Raw genomic sequence first — 21,708 nt, forward strand, 5'->3', positions numbered from 1 at the left:
AAAAAAACACCTTCTTTTGGGAAAGAAGGTGTTTGTCGTTATCGAAAAGCGCAGCCGTTATTCGGCGCGACGTTTGCGGCCGGTGGCGTGAGCGTGGTTAACCTGAGTTTCCGAATCGCCCTCGATAAGGACTTTTTTCTGATTGGACAGCTTGTAGTTCAAGCCAAGGATATGACGTGCCTGACGGTTCGATTTCATTCTGACTCCTTTAATCCTGTGAATGGTTTCAAGGCCAACACCGGCGAGGCCGGTCGAAATGTTACCCATAGAGCAGGTGTATTATTGCCTGCGAGAGTGATAGTTGACCATTCTGCGCAAAATAGCAACACAGCCCGTCCGTTTCAGGAACTCTCCGAGGGTTTAACCCTTTGTGCGACTGTCATCCGACCGCCATTTCCCTGGACTATGCTGATGATTCGCTCTTTTTGTGTTCAATCCGATTCAGCCATGAGGTCCGTCGATGAAAGTTTTAGGTTATGCCGCACAAAACCCCACGACGCCGCTAGCGCCGTTTTCCTTTGAACGCCGCGAACCGCGTCCTGACGATGTGGTTATCGAGGTGCTTTACTGTGGCGTTTGTCACTCAGACTTGCATCAGGCGCGCAACGACTGGGGATTCAGTACTTATCCCATCGTGCCGGGGCATGAAATTGTCGGCAAGGTGGTTGCGGTTGGTGACAGTGTCACTAAGTTCAAGCCCGGCGAGTTAGCTGCCATTGGCTGTATGGTTGATTCCTGCCGCGTGTGTTCTCCGTGTAAGGAAGGGCTGGAACAGTACTGCGAGGAAGGCAACGTCCAGACTTATAACGGCCACGACCGTCACGATCATCAGACAACTTACGGCGGTTACTCGCAAACCATTCTTGCCAGCCAGGACTTTGTTTTGCGTATTCCGGAAGGGCTGGATCTGAAAGGTGCCGCGCCATTACTGTGTGCGGGCATTACTACCGGTCGCCACTGCGCCACTGGAATATTGATGAAAGCAGCAAAGTTGCCGTGATTGGGCTTGGTGGCCTGGGGCATATGGGGCTGAAGCTGGCCCATGCACTGGGTGCTGAAGTCACGCTGTTCACACGTTCACCGGGGAAAGAAGCAGATGCCCGTCGTCTGGGCGCGCACAACGTGGTGTTGTCTACCGACAGCGATCAAATGGCCTCGGTCAGAAATCAGTTCGATCTGATTATCGATACCGTGCCGTATGAGCATGATATCAACCCGTATCTGCCCACGCTGGCGCTGGATGGCACGCTGGTGTTTGTCGGTTTGCTTGGCGATACGCCTGAATTTAATACTATCCCGATGCTGGTTAACCGTCGTTCAATCGCCGGTTCCGCCATTGGTGGTATTGCGGAAACCCAGGAGATGCTGGATTTCTGCGCAGAGAAAGGCATTGCGGCGGACGTTGAAGTTATCGACATCCAGCACATTAATGAAGCCTATGAACGCCTGCTGAAAAGTGATGTGAAATACCGCTTTGTGATTGATATGGCCTCATTGAAGGCGAGCTGAGCAGCGTGTTCTATACTTATTAGCCCAATGGAAAGAGGAGAGAACGATGACAATCCATAAGAAAGGTCAGGCTCACTGGGAAGGGGATCTGAAGCGCGGTAAAGGGACAGTCTCTACAGAAAGTGGAGTACTGAATCAACAGCCGTATGGCTTTAACACCCGCTTTGAAGGGGCAAAGGGCTCCAATCCGGAAGAGCTGATTGCCGCCGCCCACGCCGCCTGTTTCTCGATGGCGCTGTCACTGATGCTCAGTGAAGCGGGCCACACCGCCACTTCAATTAACACCGAAGCGACAGTCTCGCTCGATAAAGTAGATGCAGGATTTGCCATCACCAAAGTCGCGCTGCAAAGTAAGATTGCGGTGCCGGATATCGATGCGGGCAAATTTGACGAAATCATTCAGAAAGCCAAAGCCGGTTGCCCGGTATCACAGGTACTGAAAGCTGAGATTACTCTTGATTATCAGCTGAACTAAATGGGCTGATTGCCGGGTGGCGCTTGCGCTAACCCGGCCTACAAAAGTCAGAGTTGTTACTTATACAGACACGTGCTGGTGCTTACGTAGACGGCTCAGACTGAACAAAACCGCAATGGCTGATGCGCCAACGGCAATCCATAAACTCATTCTTACCGCTTGTTCTTCCAGTACAAGCGAGCCATGACTCGCCAGTATTGCCAGCAGAACCCCAACGATGGCAGCCCCGATACATTGACCAAACGTACGCGCTATCGCCAGCACGCCGGAGGCATAGCCGCTGTGCTCCCGTGCTACATTCGACAGCATTTCCCGGTTGTTCGGGCTCTGGAAACAGCCAAATCCCATCCCACAAATCAGGCTACGAAGCCCTACATCCCATGTGGCAGCATGATCCGGAAGCGTTGCCAGCAAGCCTAATCCCGCGACAAAGACCAATAACCCGCAGGTTGAGATAAGCGACGGCGAATACTTGTCAGCTAAGCGACCGGCATGCGGGGCAACCAATACAATCCCCGCAGGCCATGGCGTAAACAGCAACGCTGAAGTCAGCGCGTCGTAACCGTAGAGACTCTGAAACAGGAAAGGCAGCGCGATAAACGTTATCCCCTGGCTTATAAATGACGCCAGCGACGTCAGCACGGCCAGCGAAAAGCGACCATTGGTGAAGATGACGGGCGGCAACAACGGTTTGGCTGCTCGGCGGATTTGCCAGATGAATGCAAAGCCACTGACTACCGTCAGCAACGCCCAGCACAGAATGGCGGTATTGAATGAGTGCATCTCAGAAAAGCTGTTTGCCGTCATAATCAAAGAACCGAGCAGAATGGCTGAAAGCACGGCTCCTGCAGTATCAAAAGGCTCTTTACGAGACGGCGGCGCATGAGGAATAGCTTTCTTCGCCAGATAGAGTGCGACGACTCCGGGAACAATATTGATGGCAAACAGTGATTGCCACCCCAAAGTTTCCAACAAACTCCCGCCAATGACCGGTGAAATAGCGGTACTTGCCGCAATCAATAACGCATTCAAACCCAGAATTCGTCCCAGTAAGCGCCCCGGAAATATCGAACGCAGAATAGCGGGAGCAATACTTAATGTGGCTGCACCGCCTATGCCTTGAATCACTCGCATTGTGAGTAGCATGTCGGCGGAGGTGGCCAGCGCGCAACCCAGCGAAGAGAGCGTAAAGACGCTCAATCCAAACAGGAACACCGGACGAAAACCTAAGCGAGTCGCCAGCGCAGCAAAGATGGCGAGCGTCATTGCCGCCGACAGCAAATAGCCATTAGCAAACCAGACGGCGACGGTCGCGGACACCTGCAGTGAATGTGCCATTCCGGGAAGGGCAATGTTGATCATCGAGCCATCAAAGACCGCCATCACGGTGGATGTCATCACAGCAGCCATCACGCTGGCGCGAGCTTTACCCGGCAGGCCTTCATCGCCCGGTTGGTCGGAAAATAGTTCCATTGTGAACTCCTGAATACTGGTGTTTTGTTGCAGGAACTATAATCATGAGGGTAATAAGGCGGAAGACGCATGGATTGCACTTTATAGTTGCGCCAAACGCCATCTATTAGCATAAAGGGAAAATGATGTCCGATCCTGATTTCAATTTGCTCATCGCGCTCGACGTGCTGCTTGCTGAAGCGAGCGTTGCGGCAGCTGCGCGTCGTTTGAATTTGAGCTCCTCGGCGATGAGCCGCACACTCAGCCGTTTACGCGATGTTACCGGCGACCCGATTTTAGTGCGTGCAGGGCGTGCGATGGTGCTGACGCCCTGGGCTGAAGCAACACGCGACAGAGCGCGAAACGCCGTGCAGGAGGCAAGGGCGGTGTTGCAACCTTCCACCGAAACATTCAATGCTCATAACCTGGAGCGCCTGTTTACCGTGCGTGCAAACGATGGCTTTGTGGTGGCTTTTGGCCCTCCTTTAATCGCTGCGATTGCACAAGCCGCGCCAAACGTCTGTTTACGTTTTGCGCCAAAGCCTGAGAAAAATTCACGCTATTTACGTGAAGGATTGGTCGACCTTGAAATTGGCGTTCAGGGCAATATGGGCCCCGAAATCCGTCTCCAGCGTCTGTTCGAGGATCGCTTTATTGGCGCGGTGCGTAAAAATCATCCGTTGGCTTTGCAGCCTTCAGTCACCCTGGAAGATTACACGGCCTGGGGCTATGTTGTTGCCGCCCCGGATGGCACGGTAAGTGGATTTGTTGATGAGGCACTGGCGGGTCTTGGGCTGACTCGCAAAGTAGCAAGCGTTGTGCCAGGCTTTCCAACAGCATTATCGGTAGCGCTTGCGTCGGATTTAATTGCGCTGGTGCCAGCGCTGTATCTGATTAATCAACAGATGACCGACAAGCTGCATGTTTTTGAATTACCGTTTAAAACCCGAAGCTTTACCGTGTCGCAAATGTGGCATCCCCGCATGGAAAGGGACCCGGCGCATCGCTGGCTTCGTCAGACAATAGTGGACGTGTGCCAGCGTCAATTTAAAGAGAAACAGGGGCTCTGAATGCCTCGTCCTGTTTCGGGAAACAGGCAGCTATGCCGTTGGACATCACAGGGAATTAGGAGGATTCGGGGGCAAACTTTTTAGTTTTCTCAGTGGCGCAGTCTACATTCACTTATTGATAAAGTAGCCATACTTTGGCTATCAGTACGATCAGGAAAAATAATGACAATTCATCGTAATACGTTTGCTGCAGCCGCCGTGCTTTCGCTGTTCAGCACTTATGCTTGTGCCGAAGCCGATCTCGGTTCTATCGATCTCTTTTCCAGCCAAAATAAAGAAAGCCCGGTTCCGAAAGGCTTTGTCGTCGGTGCCGCAACAATTAGTGGGCAGGCTCGTTATCAGGGACAAGATAACTCAACCTATTTTATTCCCGGTGCGCTCTATTTTGGCGATCAGCTAATGTATCTCGGCGATCGCGCCCGCTACTATTTTCACGTGGATGACACCTTTGCCTTTTATGGCTACGGCCGTTATCGCTTTGGTAACCTCGATCCAGGTGATGCCGACCAGCTACACGGTATGCATAAACGAAAAGGGGAGTTTGAGGCCGGAGCGGGTGCCACACTGATAACACCATATGCCCTTTTGTCCGCACGTTTTGCCTCGGACGTTACCGGGCGAAGCAACGGACAAGAACTGCTTTTATGGGCCGATTTCCCCATCGTGAAAGATAATTTATTAGTGATGCCGGGCATGGGGATGATGATCCGCAGTGACAAGATGGCGAACTACTATTTCGGCGGCGTTTCTTCTTCTGAAGCCACACCGCAGCGCAAAGAGTGGGACACGGGCACCACGTTTTCCCCTATGGCGGCGGTTATAACCAGCTACCGTTTCAGCCCGAATTGGGTGGGGATGTTTGCGGCCAACTATGAGTTTTACGACAAAGACATTGCCGATAGCCCGATCGTTCAGCATAACGGCGAATGGTATGTCATTACTGGTGTGGGTTATACCTGGTAAAGAACAGTCGCCATCACAGGAGGTATGACACTCAATGAAGATCATATTTTCTCCACTCCTCCTGCTGGTGGCCCTGACCCTGCCCGAAAAAAGTTTTTCTGCGCGCGACGGGAACCGCATCCGCCAGCGAGCCAATGCTGTGCTTAGCCTGATGAGCTATACCGTTGTGCCGGATGTCACCGCGAGCGATCTCAATATCGGCAGTGGTTCCGGTGAAAAAAACGAACTGGATATCACCCAGTTTGGTGGCGGGGCGACACTCAGCGACAGCTTCCCTCTCTATCTCGAAGGCACGATGGGGTACAGCCGCTTCGACCCTGGCTTTGTGTTATCTGACGGAACAGAAAGCCGAAAAATCCCCACCAAATGGAACAGCCTGACCGCCACCGGCGGCATAGGCTGGGATTTTAAACTTTATACCGACAGATGGGGCGGCAAGCTGGTGTTACGCCCGATAGCCAACTTCATGCTCGGAACCATGGCCAGCGATGTCCGCATCGGAAGTGCCGTTATCGAGCGGCGACGGGATGCCGATTATCAGTTTCTTGATGGCGGGCGACTCAATGCTTACGGCCTGGGCGGATCGTTAATGCTGGATTATGAGTTGGTATCCGATCCGCAGGACATTGATGTCGAACTCCGCTATTCCAGTATGAGTCTGAATACTTTTGGCAGCACGTCAGATGCCGTGCAGGGTGAAGCCTATGCGCAGAACCTCGGGCTTTATTTGCGTCGCCGTGCGCCGATTTCTGACTTGACGTTGCTTAAAAGCCCGGTGCGTTATGTTCTTGAAGGGGCGCACACCGAATATCTCGGCGATCAGCGCGGGGAGCTGGGTTTTAACAGCCTGAGTTCGGTCGGATTGGGGATCGAAATCGACAGCAGTAAATATCCGGTGTTTATCACCCGAACCCGACTCGTCGCACGCTACATGTTTGGTGAAAATACCAGCGGGTACGGTGTTGGCCTGGCGATGAGTTTTTAGGCAATGCGCTTCAGGCAGCGCGGCTATAAAGCGGTGCTTATCTGAGATAACAGCGGGATAAGAGAGCAGGGCGAAGATAGCTTCGCCCTGTCAATTTAACTGCCCCAGCGGTTTCGCAAATAATTGACTGCATCCTGCGCCTGAGGCTGGTTCAGGTTATTTTCACGGAACAGAATGGTCCCCTGAATTTGCGGCAAAGCGTCATTCAAATCGAGTTGCTTTTTAAGCTCCGGCACGCCACCGCCCACCATCCAGTCAGGTTCATTCTTCGACGGCATTCCCACTTTATACAGCGCAATACCGATATACAGACGGGTATGTGTCGGTTTCACCACATCGGCCCACCACTTTGCCAATACATCGTAACGTGCAGCATCACGGGCGAAAGGCCAGTAAAGCTGAGGCGCAATGTAGTCCAGCCATCCTTGCTGAACCCAACGACGGGTATCGGCATAAGATTCGTCATAAGCCTGTGCACCACGCGTGTCTGACCCTGCGGGATCAAACGAACGATTGCGCCAGACACCCGCCGGGCTAACACCAAACTGCACGTTAGGGTTGAGCTGTTTAATGCTGCGCGACACCTGCGAAATCAGCAGCTCGGTGTTATGCCGCCGCCAGTCGGCCTTCGAGGCAAAACCCTGACCATATTGACGGAATGTCGGGTTGTCGTTCAGCGCCGAGCCTGGTGACTCGGTATAGAAGTAGTCGTCGAACTGCACGCCGTCGACCGGATAACGCGACACTACTTCGGACACGATACTGGTAATCCAGTCCCGCGCTTCAGGGATGCCAGGGTCAAGAACATAGCGGTCGCCAGACACTCTGATCCAGTCTCGATGCGCCACAAACACGCTTGCCGGATGCAGTGAAATCGTACGGTTGAGCGCCGCCGTTGTTCCTGGTTTGATGTTGGTCGAGACGCGATACGGGTTAAACCACGCATGAACTTTCATGCCGCGTTTATGCGCTTCGTCGAGCATGAACATCAGCGGATCGTAACCCGGGTCCTGGCCAATGGTGCCGGTCAGCATATCTGACCACGGTAAAATCTGCGACGGCCACAACGCGGTCCCGTCCGGCTTCACCTGGAAAAACACGGTATTAATGCCGAGGCTTTTGAGTTTATCGAGTTTATCGGTCAGGGCTTTCTTTTGCATGGCGGCGCGAGCGGCCGGAACGCTCACATTCACTGAGGGAATGGGTGGCCAATCGAGGCGCGAGACAGTGGTCAACCATACGCCGCGCACGGGCTCGTGGTCAGAGAATGATTTATCGGGCAGCGGATGTTTGGCTACCGCCGGCAGCGGCGTCACCAGTGATTTTGGTGGTTTAGATCCGCAGCTTGCTAGCACCAGCGCAGTCACAATCAAAAGGCTGGTGCGGATTAAGGGAAGGCGACGTGTGCTGATGATGGTATCCCTACATTTATCAGGCATGAGCTGGAAACGATATTTTGGTCTTATTCTCAGAACAGAGCAAGCCGTCCGGTGCATTGCTCAGTGCGTCTTGTTCTCCGAATCTTATTTATCGGAACCTTGCGGATAATGTGGATTGTTATTCAACCAGCTTAACGCCATCTGACGCTGCTCTTCCGTCACGATGCCGTCAGGATTACCGTCGAGGCCGTAGCGCTGAGTCTGGGTGGCTAACGCCAGCTGATAGGGAATGGTGCGCGTATAACGTTTCAGCGCTTTGGCGATTTCCACCCCGGGAAAATCAATGTCACGGCGGCTGGCATCGGCAATCAGCTCCTGCATAATGCCGCTTTTCATCGGCAGCGGTGGATCTCTGTCAAAAAGCAGAGGCCAGCTTTCACGCAGCAGGAGGGCACGTTGAGACTTATCCAAAATCAATTCCCGTCGCTATCTGTTTGTTTTTAACAGTATAAAACAAAGATGCCCGGGGCGTAGCGGATGGGGAGAGACTACTTTTGGTCGGTATTTCGGCTATTGCTGCGTATTACGTTGGATAGACTGAAGTAGCGTGTCGAGCAGGCCAGGGAAACGGGCGTCGAGATCTTCGCGACGAAGTGAAATCAAATTCTCTCTGCCTTGCGGACGCTGCCAGATAACGCCGCTGTCGCGCAGAACGCGCCAGTGGTGGGTCATCGTCGATTTCGCCACGTCCTGACGCAGCGCGCCACAGCTCAACTCACTCCCATCAGCCAGGGTTTTCACTATCTCCAGACGCAGCGCATTGCCCAATGCAAAAAGGACATTTTCAAGGCGGATTTGTTCACGTTCTGGATGGTTGGCGATCATACTGTTCCTGTGTCTGCGGGCACGGTTGGTGGCCGGTAATATACCGAAAGCCCACGGTGAACGCCATGTGAGAAGCCGCCGTCTCGTCGATAGCTACGATAGATAAAATAGTTCGAATATACTCGTACAGTTGTACTATTATAGACGCCGTGAATGAAGAGCGGCCACTTCCGGTCGTTCACTACCAGTCAACTGACTAAGGACGCATCATGCCCCGACCCATCCCCCTCGAACGTTATCGCAACATCGGTATCTCCGCGCATATCGATGCCGGTAAAACAACCACCACCGAGCGCATTCTGTTTTACACCGGAATGAGCCACAAACTGGGTGAAGTACACGATGGCGCGGCAACAACCGACTGGATGGCACAGGAGCAGGAGCGGGGGATAACCATCACTTCGGCCGCGGTCAGCGCCTTCTGGCCGGGCATGGACCGGAACTTTGAACCGCACCGGATCAACATCATCGACACCCCGGGCCACGTGGATTTCACCATTGAGGTGGAACGTTCCATGCGCGTGCTCGACGGCGCGGTAATGGTGTATGACTCCGTGGGCGGCGTGCAGCCGCAGTCTGAAACTGTCTGGCGGCAGGCTAACAAATACCACGTGCCGCGCCTGGCGTTCGTCAACAAAATGGATCGCCCCGGCGCTGACTTCTTCCGCGTCGTGCAGATGATGAAGGACAGATTGAAAGCTAACCCGGTGCCGATTGTCATTCCCGTCGGCGCAGAAGAGCATTTCAGCGGCGTGGTGGATCTGATCAAAATGCGAACCATTCACTGGGATGATGAAACCCAGGGGATGACGTTCAGCTACGGTCCGGTGCCAGACGATTTACTGGAAACCGCTCAGCTGTGGCGCGAGAAAATGATCTCCGCCGCGGCGGAAGCCAATGACGCGCTGATGGATAAATATCTGGAAACGGGCACGCTGGATGAAAGTGACATTGTCACTGGTCTGCGTCAGCGTACCATTGCCGGGGAAATTCAGCCAATGCTGGCGGGAAGTGCCTTTAAAAATAAAGGCGTACAGCGAATGCTGGATGCGGTCGTCGAGCTGATGCCGTCGCCGCTGGATGTGCCAGCCATTGACGGAATCGATGAAAAAGGGCAACCGGCGGAGCGCCACCCGAGCGACGATGAGCCGTTCTCGGCGCTGGCGTTCAAATTGATGACCGATCCGTACGTCGGCCAACTGACCTTTATTCGCGTTTATTCGGGCGTTTTGAGGAAAGGCGATGCGGTGTATAACCCGGTAAAAGGCAAGAAAGAGCGTATTGGCAGGATCGTGCTGATGCATGCCAATGACCGACATGAAGTCGACGAGCTGCGCGCCGGTGACATTGCTGCCTGTGTCGGGCTGAAAGATGTGACCACCGGCGATACGCTAAGCGACCCGGATAAAGTGATCACTCTTGAGCGGATGGAGTTCCCGGAACCGGTGATTTCGCTCGCTATCGAGCCGAAAACTAAAGCCGACCAGGAGAAAATGGGCATCGCGCTGCAGCGGCTGGCGTCGGAAGATCCGTCTTTCCGACTGCACACCGATGAAGAATCCGGCCAGACCATCATTTCCGGGATGGGCGAACTGCATCTGGAAATCATCGTCGACAGGATGAAACGCGAGTTTGGCGTGGAGGCCAATATTGGCCGGCCACAGGTGACGTACCGGGAGACTATCCGCAAAGCGGTGAAGGAAATCGAAGGTAAGTTTGTGCGCCAGTCCGGCGGGAAAGGGCAGTACGGCCACGTTGTGCTGTCGCTGGAGCCACTTGAACCCGGCAGCGGTTTCGTTTTTGAAGACGCAACCAAAGGCGGCGTGGTGCCGCGCGAGTATATTCCTTCGGTGGAAAAAGGCCTGCGTGAAGCCATGAACAACGGCGTGCTGGCGGGGTATCCGGTGGTGGACGTCAAAGCCACACTGACGTTTGGCTCATACCATGACGTCGATTCTTCGGAAATGGCGTTCCGGATGGCGGCCATCTTTGGTTTCAAAGAGGGGGCGCGTAAGGCGGACCCGGTTATCCTCGAGCCGGTCATGCATGTGGAAGTGGAAACACCGGAGGATTACGCCGGGAATATCATGGGCGATTTATCCTCCCGACGTGGGATGGTGCAAGGCATGGAAGAGCGATTTGGCAGCCAGATAATCCGCGCCGACGTGCCGCTGGCCGAGATGTTCGGCTATTCCACCACGCTGCGATCGATGTCCCAGGGCCGGGCCACGTACAGCATGGAGTTTCATCATTATGCCGAAGCTCCACGCAACGTAGCGGACGAGATAATCGCTAAACGGGCGAAAGCCTGACCTAAAGCGGCAGCTTCCTTCGGGAGGCTGCCGCTTTTTTATGTTAAAGGGCAGGGAAGTCAGCACCCTCTGTTGCACCAGGCTTTTAGAGTCAGTAAGGTGGACGACATTTTTAAGCAATCTCAAATCAGCAGGAAAAAGCATGACCGGCCAGCCCTCAAAAGATCCGTTACACGGCGTCACTCTGGAAGCCTTACTCAACGCACTGGTCGCCCGATATGGCTGGAACGAGCTGGCAAAGCGCATCAATATCAATTGCTTCAAAAGCGACCCAAGCATCAAATCGAGCCTGAAATTCCTGCGCCGTACGCCGTGGGCCCGCAAAGAAGTTGAAGAGCTGTATATCGATTCGCTTGAAGATCTGAGGGGCGCTGAAGATAACCCTCCGGCGGATAATCCCTGGGCGAACTGGCAGGCGAAAAAGACAGAACAATAATTTGCTGGCAACTGGCATCAAAATCTGAAGAACCAACGGTTTGTAGTGCGTTGGTTTTTTTATATTCCGTAAAGAAAACCGGACCGTCAAAAGCAGGCGTGCAAGAAGTATAACGTTTAGCTCGATTGGCGATGAGGGAAGTGTAGCGCTGGGCGGATTTAAAAGGAGGCTTTGCTGCCTGGATACGTTTAAATGTAATTTAACATAATATACATTATGCGCACTTTCGTTGTAGAGGCTCAATGCTAATGTCTATTTGTGGCTCATTGAATGTCCAGGCTATAGTTCTCAGACCCGTATGTCTAGACAACGACTCACTTTTTCCTGATGAGGAGTTTTCTATGGCTATACATGACGCCGGGATGTTCACCGTGAAAGAAATCAACCGCCTCAAAATTCTTCAGGATGTCATTGAACGTAACCTGCGTCCTGGCCAGGCTGCCGATATGCTCGGTATCACGCCACGTCATTGCAGCCGTCTGCTGAAGCGTTATCGTCAGTCCGGGCCGCTTGGTATGAACAACCAGAGTCGCGGTCGCACTGGCAACCGCCTGTTGCCTGCGTCACTGACTGACCAGGCACTGAGTATCATACGAGAACGCTACCGCGATTTTGGCCCCACGCTGGCACGTGAAAAACTGGAGGAAGTTCACGGTCTGGTCCTTGGCAAGGAAACCATCAGACGGCTTATGATAAAAGCCGGACTCTGGATCCCCCGCAGACAACGCGCCCCGAAAATTCATCAGCCCCGTTACCGGCGGCCCTGTACTGGCGAGCTGATACAAATTGACGGCTGTGACCATCACTGGTTTGAGAACCGGGGTCGGCCCTGTACGGCACTGGTCTATGTCGACGATGCCACCAGTCGTCTGATGCACCTGCTGTTTGTGAAATCTGAGTCCACCTTTACCTATTTTGAAGCGACCCGTGGTTATATCGAGAAATTTGGGAAGCCCATGATTCTTTATAGCGATAAAGCCAGTGTCTTCCGGGTCAATAATAAACATGCCACCACAGGTCCCGGTGAAACGCAGTTTGCCCGAGCCATGCGCTGCCTTAACATCACCCCTCTGTGCGCGGAAACCAGCCAGGCAAAGGGGCGCGTGGTTTACTTCGCAAAGTAGGTGCGATGGAATGCTATCCGAACATTTTTACTGCGAAATCAATGAAGCTACGCAGTTTAGGCGTCATTTGCCTGTCCGGGCTGTAAAGAACATGCATCGGGCGTACGGGCACTTTAAATTCTGTGAATAATGCGACCAATGCGCCGCTGCTCAGTTCTCTGCTAACCAGTTCAGCTGGTTGCAACATGATGCCCATTCCCGCAACGGCTGCCTGTAATAGAGGCTCACCATGATCGACCATCAGCCTACCTGTGACGGGTACCGTGATGCTTTCATTGCCAGACAGGAAAGTCCAGTGCGTCCGCAGTTCCGTATGTGAGTAAACCAGGCACTCATGGCGAGTCAGATCTGAAGGATGGTCCAGTGGCGGGCAATCTGAAAGGTAACCGGGCGACGCGCACAGCACGAGCCGGTAAGGCGCCAGTGGCCGGGCAATCAGTCGGTTATTCGAGAGCTCACCTACGCGAAAAACAGCATCAAAACCTTCATCAGTGAGATCGACGAGCCTATTATTCAGCTTTAAGTCAACCGTGACCTGCGGGTAAAGCTTCATATACACAGGCAGAGCGGGGGCCAGAATATGCATACCAAAGCTGACTGGCGCGCTGATGCGAAGGCGCCCGGTCGGCTGTGCCTGCGCTTCTGCTGCCAGGTTTTCTGCTGCTTCAACTTCTGCGAGTATGATCCTCGCCCGCTCACAGAAGGTCTGACCGAAATCAGTGAGGCTCTGTCTGCGCGTCGTTCGGTTAAGAAGACTGACGCCAATGCGTTGTTCGAGGTCTTTAACGTAACGACCGGCCAGTTGGGAAGACATCTGCATGGCTTCTGCGGCTGCGCTGATAGAGCCCATATCAACCACTTTCACAAATACCTGTAAACCCGTCAGTCGGTCCATTCAAAAACCCCAGTTTCCAATGAATATTATTATCGCCTATTTTTGTTGATTACCTTCCAACTTACAATAAATTCCTTCTGGCGCCTGTCCGGGCTTTGCTAACTAATTCAGGATAAGAAATATGAAATCAGGTCACATTCTTCTTTGCGCCATGATGAGCTCACTTGTTCCTGCTGCGGCCCTGGCAGCCAGGGCCGAAGTGACAGAAGGCACCGCGCTTCCGGAGGCCGCAATGCGTGCCGCTGCTGAAATGAGCCACAAGGGTGCTGGAGACTTCAGCGTTGGTGTGGGACAACGCGATAAAATCATTTCGCTGGTTAACTTTGGTGATATGAAGCCTGATACGCAGTATCCCATTGCATCAGCCTCAAAATTCCTGACCGCAGCGACCGCACTGGCAGTGATTGATGAAGGAAAGCTATCGCTTGATGAACCGGTCTCAACATGGCTGCCTGAGCTTCCGCCACAAGCGGGCAGGCTAACACTGCGTCAGTTACTGTCGCAGACGTCAGGGCTGGCAGGTTCTCAGGGAGAGCTTTATGAACTGGCTCAGGACCACCGTATTACCCTGAAGCAGTCAGCGCTTGAGGTCAGTCAACGCCCGCTTATCAGCAAGCCTGGAGAGGTTTTTGCCTACGGCGGCCCGGGTTTTCAGCTGGTAGGTGCAGCTGTTGAGTCCGCTACAGGGAAGCGCTGGCGTGACGTTTTCCAGGAGAAAATCGGCGGTCCATTAGGCATGAATAAAACCTACTGGACGCATCTCAGAATGGACACACCAGAAGAACTACCGGTCACGGAAACCCTAAATCCAGTCTTGCAGGGCGGAGCTGTCAGTACGGCAAAGGACTACATGAGTTTCCTCAGCATGCTGGCACAAGGGGGACGCTTTGAGGGCAAAGTCATTCTGTCTCCACAGTCGGTGAATGAACTGCTTTCAGACCAGACTGCAAAGGCAAAAATGACGCCAACGGGCGCGAGCGTACTGGCAGACGCTCACTACAGCCTTGGCAACTGGTGTGAAACGTGGAATGTGCAAGGTGAATGCCTTCGTAGTTCGAGCATCGGTTATTTTGGTGTGTACCCCTGGGTTGAGAGAAAAACCGGCAGGTTCGGGATTATCTTCCCTTATGTGCGCGAAAATGCCTTCCGTTTCTGGCCGCAAATGGAGGCTATCCGCGATGGCGTGCAAAAATAACCAGGAAAACAATATTGTTGTCACCGACGGATTGTTTGAGCCTCTGCGTGTCGGTGCTATTAAGGTTCCTAACCGGATTTTTATGGCCCCTATGACACGCCTGCGTGCCAGGGTGCCCGGTGATGTGCCCACACCGCTGATGGCAAAGTACTACGGCCAGCGGGCCTCAGCAGGTTTAATCATTACAGAGGCGACGGATATTTCTCCACAGGCCCGAGGCTATGCAGGTTCACCCGGCATTTATACTAATGAGCAGGTGGAGGGCTGGAAGATGGTAACGGAGACCGTGCACCAGAACGGCGGCCGCTGCGCGGTTCAGATATGGCATACGGGCCGCAACTCTCATACATCACTTCAGCCAGGAAACTTAGCACCAGTCGCCCCGTCGGCTATTCACTCACACAGTCGAACATCGCTGAAAGATGCGTCGGGCAACGTTGTGCGGGTTGAAACCTCAATGCCGCGTGCGTTAGAGACTGTGGAAATCAGCAAAATCGTTGAAGATTTTGGTGCTGCTGTCAGTAATGCGAGGAGGTCGGGATTTGACCTGGTCGAGTTGCACGGGGCACACGGTTATCTTCTTCATCAGTTTTTCTCCCCTGCCTCTAACCGCAGAACGGACAGATACGGTGGGAGCGTTGAGAATCGGGCAAGGTTTATTCTTGAGGTCGTCGATGCAGCCATTGAGGCATGGAGCGCCGATCGGATAGCCATTCGGTTATTCCCTTCCGGGCCATTTAAAGGGATTCTAAGTTCCATGGGTACACAGGACCGGGATATTGAAAGCCACGATGACTATCTCTACCTTTTAGGTGAATTGTCACGCAGAAAACTTGCCTATTTGCATCTTTCAGAACCAGACTGGACGGGAGGAACGCCAATGGAAGACAGTTACCGTCAGGCGATACGCGACATTTATCCGGGTGTTATCGTCGGTGCAGGTTCGTATTCAACGCATAAAGCGGTCAAAATGATCCATGAGGGCTATGTAAACGCCGTGGCATTTGGGCGACCATATATTGCAAATCCCGATCTGACCGAACGTTTAAAATATAATTATGCGCTAAATGAGGCGGATAAGAATACCTTTTACGGTGGAAATGAAACAGGTTATACCGATTATCCTGCTGTTGAATAATTTAGTGCTGGTAACTATCTGTTGAAATCTGAACTCTTTCTGAGTCAGCCAATGTCTGCTATTAGCACTTAAGCGGACATTTCATCGTTACCCTGCCCTGGACATTTCTAACGAGCCAGCGATTAGACATTTCTACTGAGCTTTGACATGCGTTGTAGAGGCTCAATGCTAATGTCTATTTGTGGCTCATTGATGACATGCTCGGCATCACGCCACGTCATTGCAGCCGTCTGCTAAAACGTTATCGGCAGTCTGGGCCAGCTACCCGTATCACTGACTGAGCTGGCGCTGAATATCATCCGGGAACGCTAAGCTGGTTGAAGGATTAAAACGGATAAGGCCCCTTCCAGGGGCCCCACGTAAAGCCACCTCTTCAAGAGGTGGTTTTTTACTCTACTGGCCAAGGCTGGCTTGATACTACTGCCCCAATTTTTCCATTCAAAAAATTCGCCATCGTATCGCCAAACAACTCAGGTAAAAATACGCCTAACTCATCTACAGTGACAGGCTGATTGTCTTCTGGATACAAATAGCATACTGCATTTTGTGGGTTTCCCTCCCAATCAGATGCAGGGTCTCGATACCGAATAACAATAGCATGGTTCGGGTCGCCTAACAGATAGCCTTTATAATTACCCCATGTTATAACTGGTGGCGTTCTTGACGGAACGCCCTGAACTTTCACTTGCTGTTCAGTAAAATAGGTTGGAGCAAAGAAGACGTAAGCATAGCCATCACTATCAATATATTCATTTAACATTCGGCTGCTAACCGTCCAGAAATCAAGAAGAGGGTCAACACTGGTTGTAGATTCTATGTTCGCACTCACGCTAACTTGTCTACATTGATAGCTACCGAACGTTAAATCAGGTGTAGCACTTCCAATAAACGTTGTTGGCATCTTAATTCTTAAAATCAACACTTGTTGATTATTTGGATCTCCTTTTGTCGCAGACAGGTATCCTTTGCTACATCCATCGGCAGCCATTTCGTCAGAGAATCCGGTTGCGGAACGTGTTGCATCGGGCCGGAAGAATAAGATCTCACCATCTCGTTCATTAATGTGAGTAACGTGTTGATTATAAATAACGCTATCTTCTTTCCTATTTTGCCCTTCGGACTCAGAATAAAAAATTACACTTGGATTACCTTCTATATATGGATTTGAATCATTGGGGGTTGATGTCATTTCTCTATCCAACATTTCATACTGGAACCGAGTTTCATCCAGCCCCAGATATACGGTGATACTGAAATATCCAGTAATTTGATAGTTACCAGAAAAAACTAATTTAGCATCATAGGTAAGCGCTTCGAACGATTGCTGGTAATATTGTGAATGTTGGTCGAATCCACCTTGACTTTGCCCATTAATATAATCTTCCTGATTAAATCCATCAGGCTCAGGAGTAGAAATACTGTCTGCTGAGAACCAAAGATCAAGGTTGAGAGGATTCCCATCCAACATAACCTGAGGCGGAGTAACTGGCTGTTGCCATCCATCAAGTGAACCATCACCCCAAACATCATAAAAACGTGCAATAATAATTCCTCTTTGCCCTGCTGGAATTGTAAATTCAGATGTGTATTCCGGTGTTATAATGTCTTTCATACATTCCCCTTAGTAAGTGATATCGTTCACATTCATTAATGTAACTGATATATGACATGGATCTGTATTGAACGTTGTGTATTATTCGAATAATGGATTGGCATTTTTTGCTCATTTGTTTTTGCTTTTACTCCACAGCCGACTTATCAGCCCCATTTCTGCGAATAACAGAAAGCGCTCCGGCTTGACGGGGCTACTCTTCCCTACTCCACCTATGAATCGGCTTCAGGAAATCGACCAGGGCGCTATCGTTGGTAACAATCGTCTCGGGCATCTCCCTGCCGGACAAGGCCCCTCGCAGCAGCGCAGAAAAAATCCATCTTGAAAATCTCGACTGTTTTGTATTTTATACTAAGCTCATTATGAGCATGGTGACTACATTGTCAGTGTTCAAGCTAATGGTCTTTTATTTATAATAAGATGGTGTTGCATATTCAAGGAGCATAATATTTATTATAAAAATAAGCAGCCTCCTCAACTTTCTATGCACATAATAGAAAGTTGAGTGCGGCATGATGGTTGGTGGAAACTACATTGTCTTTTTCTAAAGACTACAAAGGCAAAATACGCTGTACGCATGAGGCTCAGATGTGGGATACCAATTGCTTTATCATACTTACACACTTGCCGGAAGGCAGTACACTGGTTCGTGCTTTTATCAGGCGAGTGCAGGAAGAAAACGACAATAACAGAGCACTGGCTCTCTATTTCGGCCATAATATAAAATTTAAGGTTGGTATGTCATGATTAATTTACGTAACCTTCGAAAATTTGACCTCAATGCTATTCCGATATTTTTATCGACTTATAAGCATTCCAGTATAAAAAAAGCGGCACAAGAGTTGGATACATCTTCATCCAATGTGACACAAAGCATTAATAAGCTAAGAAAACATTTTAATGATCCGCTTTTTGTCCGGGTTGGACAGGGGATCGAGCCTACTATTTTTTGCGCCCAACTGCATTCTGCGTTGCTGGCGAACTTTAGTGATATGTACGGTTCGATGTTCAGTGAAGATGCAAGAGACGAAATTGTTATCTATGCTCCTGATGCACCTATGCTTGATTTCATTAACAAATATTCTGAAGCACAGGATGCAGACTCGTTACCCAAGATCACGCATATCAGTGCAGTCGTTGATGTCAATATGGCCATTGAACTTTTCTCATTTAGAAAGGCTGATATTATCATCACTCATGAAAAAATGTTCAGTCCAGGTGTTATCAGCCACAAACTCTACAAAATGCGCGGATATATTGCCTATAGCAATCAGCACCCACAAAAAGCTGAACTGTGTGATTTACAGAACAATAACCAGATACTGCTTGAGATCCCATGGGTAACCATCAACAACAGCCCCACTTATTTTCAGTCTATTCGAAAAAATAATACAGTAATTGCCGATATCATAAAGCATCGTAAAAGAGTGATATTCGAAAGCACAGAGCAAAACCTTAACCTTTTTTTCATTGAGAAAAATAATGCCATCGGATTTATTTCTGAAGTTGAATATGAAAATATGAACGAAAGTGGGCGTAAAAATATAAATTTGCTCCCTGCCCCAGAGCTGGGAATAGATTTGTATATCAATTACAAATCTAACAAAGTTAATTTATTGAGAGTGGTCGATATTTTCAAGAGAGAATTAAAATAAAAAATGGCCCCGCATAGGCAAGGGCCATTGAGTTTTACAATCAGAAGTTGAACTTGTAGTTCACCATCAGACCTTTATCGCTGATACCGTCCTCTTTCCAGTGGAAGGCTTCCAGCGACGCCGCGGTGTTACCGGCATGATATTTTACGCCGACCTGCGCCATACTGTTGATGCCGCCGCCTTTCTGACCGTCATCCACGGCGAAGTTCTGCCCGGATGCGCCCTGCAAAGAAGCGGTTTTACCGCTGGTTGAGTAGCTCAGGTTCGGGCCACCTTCAACGGTCGCTGTTGCTGCCCAGCCGTTCTTACCGGCGTAGCTCAGCTTCATGCCGACCACGGAATCCACGGCGGTTTCAGTGGTGCTGTTCATGTTGAGGTTGAAGTCACCTGCCCCGGTTTCTTTGTAGCCGTCATCCAGCGTGTGGCGCAGCTTAACACCGGCGTACGAGGCAATATCCAGCCCTTCGCTGAGGTTGAAGGTTTTACGGCCTTCAGAGCGCAACTCAAGATATTGCTGCTTAGTATCAGCCGAGGCCTGTTTGTTCACATCGCCGTAGTTAATGCCGCGTTTGCTGTCGAGCTGATGCACGTCATAACGCAGGCCGTTGTTCCACGACAGGCCACTTTCACCGATAGGCATGGCATGATCCAGACCAAAGAACTGACTGTAACCGCCGGTAATGCCATCCTGACCGGCGCTGACGTTGCCGTCGCCGTCCAGACGCGCGATACCGTATTCCATGGTTAACGACTGGTTGTTACCGAAGCCCAGTTTCTGACGCAGTGCCATCATATCGTACTGCGTGTCATTGCTGAGTTCTGCACGCGGATCGCCCTTCGCCACTACGTTAAATGACAGACCGTTGTTAATTTCCGGTGCCGCATCGGCCAGCATATCGAAGCGGTTGCTGAGCACGCGCGCATCGCGGGCGACATTCAGTGCCTGGCTGCCGCTGATCTGCTTCATGGCTTTGGTGACGTCTGAAGACGTTGCCATATTCAGGCTGTTGTACAGTTCGTTGTTGGTGTAACCCGCATCAAGTGCCGCTGCAACGCTGTTGACGCTGCTGTCATCCACCACCGAGGTGTAGGCGTTTTTGCTCATGGTGACGTCAACGTTGCCGTTGGCGTCTTTACTGCCGGTCGCCGTCCACACCACGCTGGTCGACTGCACGTTTTGCTCGCCCTGAATGTCATTGCCGACAAAGACGTTATCAAACGTTTCTGTGGTGGCAGCAGTACCTGCGGTAAAGCCGGTATCCACTTTGACATCATCGAGGTCCATGTTGTTGCCGGCCATGGTGCCCGCCGTCCCGTTGGCATTGGTGCCGACCGTGTAATAGCTGACGCTGGTGCGGACAGGATCTGTGGAGACAGATGCCGTAGCAGTCGGATCAACCGGACGATCGGTGGTGGCAGCATGCACTTCAGTGCTGTCGCCGTTATCGCCGTTCAGCCCTTCAACGGAACCTTCGCCACCTTTAACCAGACCGCTGCCGGTGCCTTCAATGTTAACGGCACCGTTATTGATGATGCGGCCATTGGCCCCCATGCGATCGAAGGCATAGGAATTATCGGCATAGATATTGATAGTGCCGTTGTTTTCCATCACCGCATCCGCCGTGGCATCCGCATTCAGCTGCATCGCAATCAGGCCGCTTTCACCCGCGGCATTGCCTTCTTCACCAAGGTTGATGGTGCCGTTGTTGACCAGCTGGCTGTTTTTCCCGGCTTTCATACCTACGGCATTGTTGCCGTGAATGTCCATTTCCCCGTCGTTGATGCCGACGTAATTTGAGCCACCCAGATTAACAGCCGCAAGCCCACTGGTGGTGGCAGTGAAATCAACCACGCCGTCGTCCTGGTTCCAGAACCACGACTTGCCCGCTGCGGCATTACCACTCGAAACCACCAGTGATTTACCACCGGAAACCGTAGCGGTGCCATCATTGATAAATTTGGTTGTGCCGCCATACAGGTTCACCCCGCCAGCATGGCTGCTGTCGGACACCACCATCGTGCCGCTATTTTTCAGGGTGCTGTTGTCATTGAGGTGAATGGCGTTTTTGTTGTTATCAACCAGCAGCGTGCCGGTGCTCGAGTTCTCAAATACCGCGTTGTTTTTCATCTCCATCATGCTGGCGTTACCGGCATCCGCAGCGCTGCCCAGCGTCACTGTGCCGGTATTAGTCATACGGCTGGAGTCACGCAGCTTAACGCCGTTGTCGACTGTCCCACTGTTATTTAGGGTACTGGTACCCGTTGCCAGGATGGTACTGCTTATGTCACCGGCATTGGTGAGTGTGCCGTTAGCGATATTCAGAGCTGCAGTGATGCTGGCTCCGCTTTGGTTTTCCAGCGTACCGTTGACATCAATATTTCCAGGGCCTTCGAGGGTTCCCGTATTGGTCGCCACCGTGCCTGACTCAACCCAGCCAGAAGATGTTATGCTGGTAATTCCACTCAGCGTGCCTTCCAGAACCATCGACGCTAAATCGTCAGTGTTATCGGCGCTGTCTGGTACACCTTCGCCAAGGATAACCTGGCCTTTGTTGATGATACGGTTGTTGGCATTGCCGTCGGAATAGAAGGCCACACCATTTTCAGCATTGATATTGATGAC

General features: G+C 51.5%; 17 protein-coding genes and 2 pseudogenes. 11 read left to right on the forward strand and 8 right to left on the reverse strand.

The genetic code is table 11. The annotated features are described in order from the left end of the window. Positions 1-57: 57 nt before the first annotated feature. Positions 58-198 carry a stationary-phase-induced ribosome-associated protein gene (gene sra / locus ACLW56_RS17955; protein WP_330985096.1) on the reverse strand — a complete coding sequence of 47 codons (141 nt, stop codon included), beginning with the start codon at positions 196-198 and terminating at the stop codon, positions 58-60. 262 nt (positions 199-460) lie between these two features. On the opposite strand from sra, the pseudogene ACLW56_RS17960 reads away from it, so the two are divergent. Next, positions 461-1,509 (forward strand): annotated as a pseudogene (locus tag ACLW56_RS17960) (NAD(P)-dependent alcohol dehydrogenase). Between the two features lie 46 nt (positions 1,510-1,555). Then, entirely contained in the window at positions 1,556-1,984 is a 429-nt protein-coding gene (locus ACLW56_RS17965) for an OsmC family protein (protein WP_330985097.1), read from the forward strand. Positions 1,985-2,044: 60 nt separating this feature from the next. Here ACLW56_RS17965 and ACLW56_RS17970 read toward each other — a convergent pair whose 3' ends face one another. Next, positions 2,045-3,457, reverse strand: coding sequence for an MFS transporter (locus tag ACLW56_RS17970; protein ID WP_330985098.1), 1,413 nt, complete (start codon positions 3,455-3,457; stop codon positions 2,045-2,047). Between the two features lie 125 nt (positions 3,458-3,582). Between ACLW56_RS17970 and ACLW56_RS17975 the strand changes: the two genes are divergently transcribed. The 3 genes from ACLW56_RS17975 to ACLW56_RS17985 all read left to right on the forward strand — a co-directional run bounded on the left by ACLW56_RS17975 (position 3,583) and on the right by ACLW56_RS17985 (position 6,454). Further along, positions 3,583-4,506 carry a LysR family transcriptional regulator gene (locus tag ACLW56_RS17975; RefSeq protein ID WP_330985099.1) on the forward strand — a complete coding sequence of 308 codons (924 nt, stop codon included), beginning with the start codon at positions 3,583-3,585 and terminating at the stop codon, positions 4,504-4,506. A 162-nt stretch (positions 4,507-4,668) separates the two neighbouring features. Then, a complete protein-coding gene (locus tag ACLW56_RS17980; RefSeq protein WP_330985100.1) occupies positions 4,669-5,469 on the forward strand; it encodes a MipA/OmpV family protein in 801 nt (266 codons plus the stop codon). A 34-nt stretch (positions 5,470-5,503) separates the two neighbouring features. Beyond that, positions 5,504-6,454: a hypothetical protein gene (locus tag ACLW56_RS17985; protein WP_330985101.1), complete on the forward strand. Its 951-nt coding sequence runs from the start codon at positions 5,504-5,506 to the stop codon at positions 6,452-6,454. Between the two features lie 95 nt (positions 6,455-6,549). Here ACLW56_RS17985 and ACLW56_RS17990 read toward each other — a convergent pair whose 3' ends face one another. The 3 genes from ACLW56_RS17990 to ACLW56_RS18000 all read right to left on the reverse strand — a co-directional run bounded on the left by ACLW56_RS17990 (position 6,550) and on the right by ACLW56_RS18000 (position 8,718). Further along, positions 6,550-7,893 carry a glycoside hydrolase family 10 protein gene (locus ACLW56_RS17990; protein WP_330985102.1) on the reverse strand — a complete coding sequence of 448 codons (1,344 nt, stop codon included), beginning with the start codon at positions 7,891-7,893 and terminating at the stop codon, positions 6,550-6,552. An 84-nt stretch (positions 7,894-7,977) separates the two neighbouring features. Further along, positions 7,978-8,304, reverse strand: coding sequence for a ProQ/FinO family protein (locus ACLW56_RS17995; RefSeq protein WP_330985103.1), 327 nt, complete (start codon positions 8,302-8,304; stop codon positions 7,978-7,980). Between the two features lie 99 nt (positions 8,305-8,403). Beyond that, positions 8,404-8,718, reverse strand: coding sequence for a helix-turn-helix transcriptional regulator (locus ACLW56_RS18000; RefSeq protein WP_330985104.1), 315 nt, complete (start codon positions 8,716-8,718; stop codon positions 8,404-8,406). Between the two features lie 209 nt (positions 8,719-8,927). On the opposite strand from ACLW56_RS18000, the gene fusA reads away from it, so the two are divergent. The 3 genes and pseudogenes from fusA to ACLW56_RS18015 all read left to right on the forward strand — a co-directional run. Beyond that, entirely contained in the window at positions 8,928-11,030 is a 2,103-nt protein-coding gene (gene fusA, locus ACLW56_RS18005; protein WP_330985105.1) for an elongation factor G, read from the forward strand. Between the two features lie 142 nt (positions 11,031-11,172). Beyond that, a complete protein-coding gene (locus ACLW56_RS18010) occupies positions 11,173-11,466 on the forward strand; it encodes a VF530 family protein (RefSeq protein ID WP_330985106.1) in 294 nt (97 codons plus the stop codon). Positions 11,467-11,807: 341 nt separating this feature from the next. Continuing rightward, a pseudogene (locus ACLW56_RS18015) lies at positions 11,808-12,572 on the forward strand (ISNCY family transposase); the annotation flags it as partial. Between the two features lie 31 nt (positions 12,573-12,603). Here the strand turns inward: ACLW56_RS18015 and ACLW56_RS18020 are convergent. Further along, the gene (locus ACLW56_RS18020) at positions 12,604-13,485 is read right to left on the reverse strand and encodes a LysR family transcriptional regulator (protein ID WP_330985107.1); all 882 of its coding nucleotides are present in this window, start codon (positions 13,483-13,485) and stop codon (positions 12,604-12,606) included. Positions 13,486-13,606: 121 nt separating this feature from the next. Here ACLW56_RS18020 and ACLW56_RS18025 point away from each other — a divergent pair, with 121 nt between their 5' ends. Both ACLW56_RS18025 and nemA read left to right on the forward strand, forming a co-directional pair. Further along, entirely contained in the window at positions 13,607-14,680 is a 1,074-nt protein-coding gene (locus tag ACLW56_RS18025) for a serine hydrolase domain-containing protein (protein ID WP_330985108.1), read from the forward strand. Next, a complete protein-coding gene (nemA, locus tag ACLW56_RS18030) occupies positions 14,664-15,818 on the forward strand; it encodes an N-ethylmaleimide reductase (protein ID WP_330985109.1) in 1,155 nt (384 codons plus the stop codon). The genes ACLW56_RS18025 and nemA overlap by 17 nt, the downstream gene beginning before the upstream one ends. Positions 15,819-16,206: 388 nt before the next feature. Here the strand turns inward: nemA and ACLW56_RS18035 are convergent, their stop codons facing one another. Beyond that, the gene (locus ACLW56_RS18035; protein ID WP_330985110.1) at positions 16,207-17,430 is read right to left on the reverse strand and encodes a hypothetical protein; all 1,224 of its coding nucleotides are present in this window, start codon (positions 17,428-17,430) and stop codon (positions 16,207-16,209) included. 743 nt (positions 17,431-18,173) lie between these two features. On the opposite strand from ACLW56_RS18035, the gene ACLW56_RS18040 reads away from it, so the two are divergent. Then, positions 18,174-19,085: a LysR family transcriptional regulator gene (locus tag ACLW56_RS18040; RefSeq protein ID WP_330985111.1), complete on the forward strand. Its 912-nt coding sequence runs from the start codon at positions 18,174-18,176 to the stop codon at positions 19,083-19,085. Positions 19,086-19,125: 40 nt separating this feature from the next. On the opposite strand, the gene ACLW56_RS18045 is transcribed toward ACLW56_RS18040, so the two are convergent. After that, positions 19,126-21,708 (reverse strand): autotransporter outer membrane beta-barrel domain-containing protein (locus ACLW56_RS18045; protein ID WP_330985112.1); only part of this gene is annotated, 2,583 nt, incomplete at its 5' end.

This window comes from Pantoea sp. sgz302252 (assembly GCF_047713085.1).
Lineage (GTDB): Bacteria > Pseudomonadota > Gammaproteobacteria > Enterobacterales > Enterobacteriaceae > Scandinavium.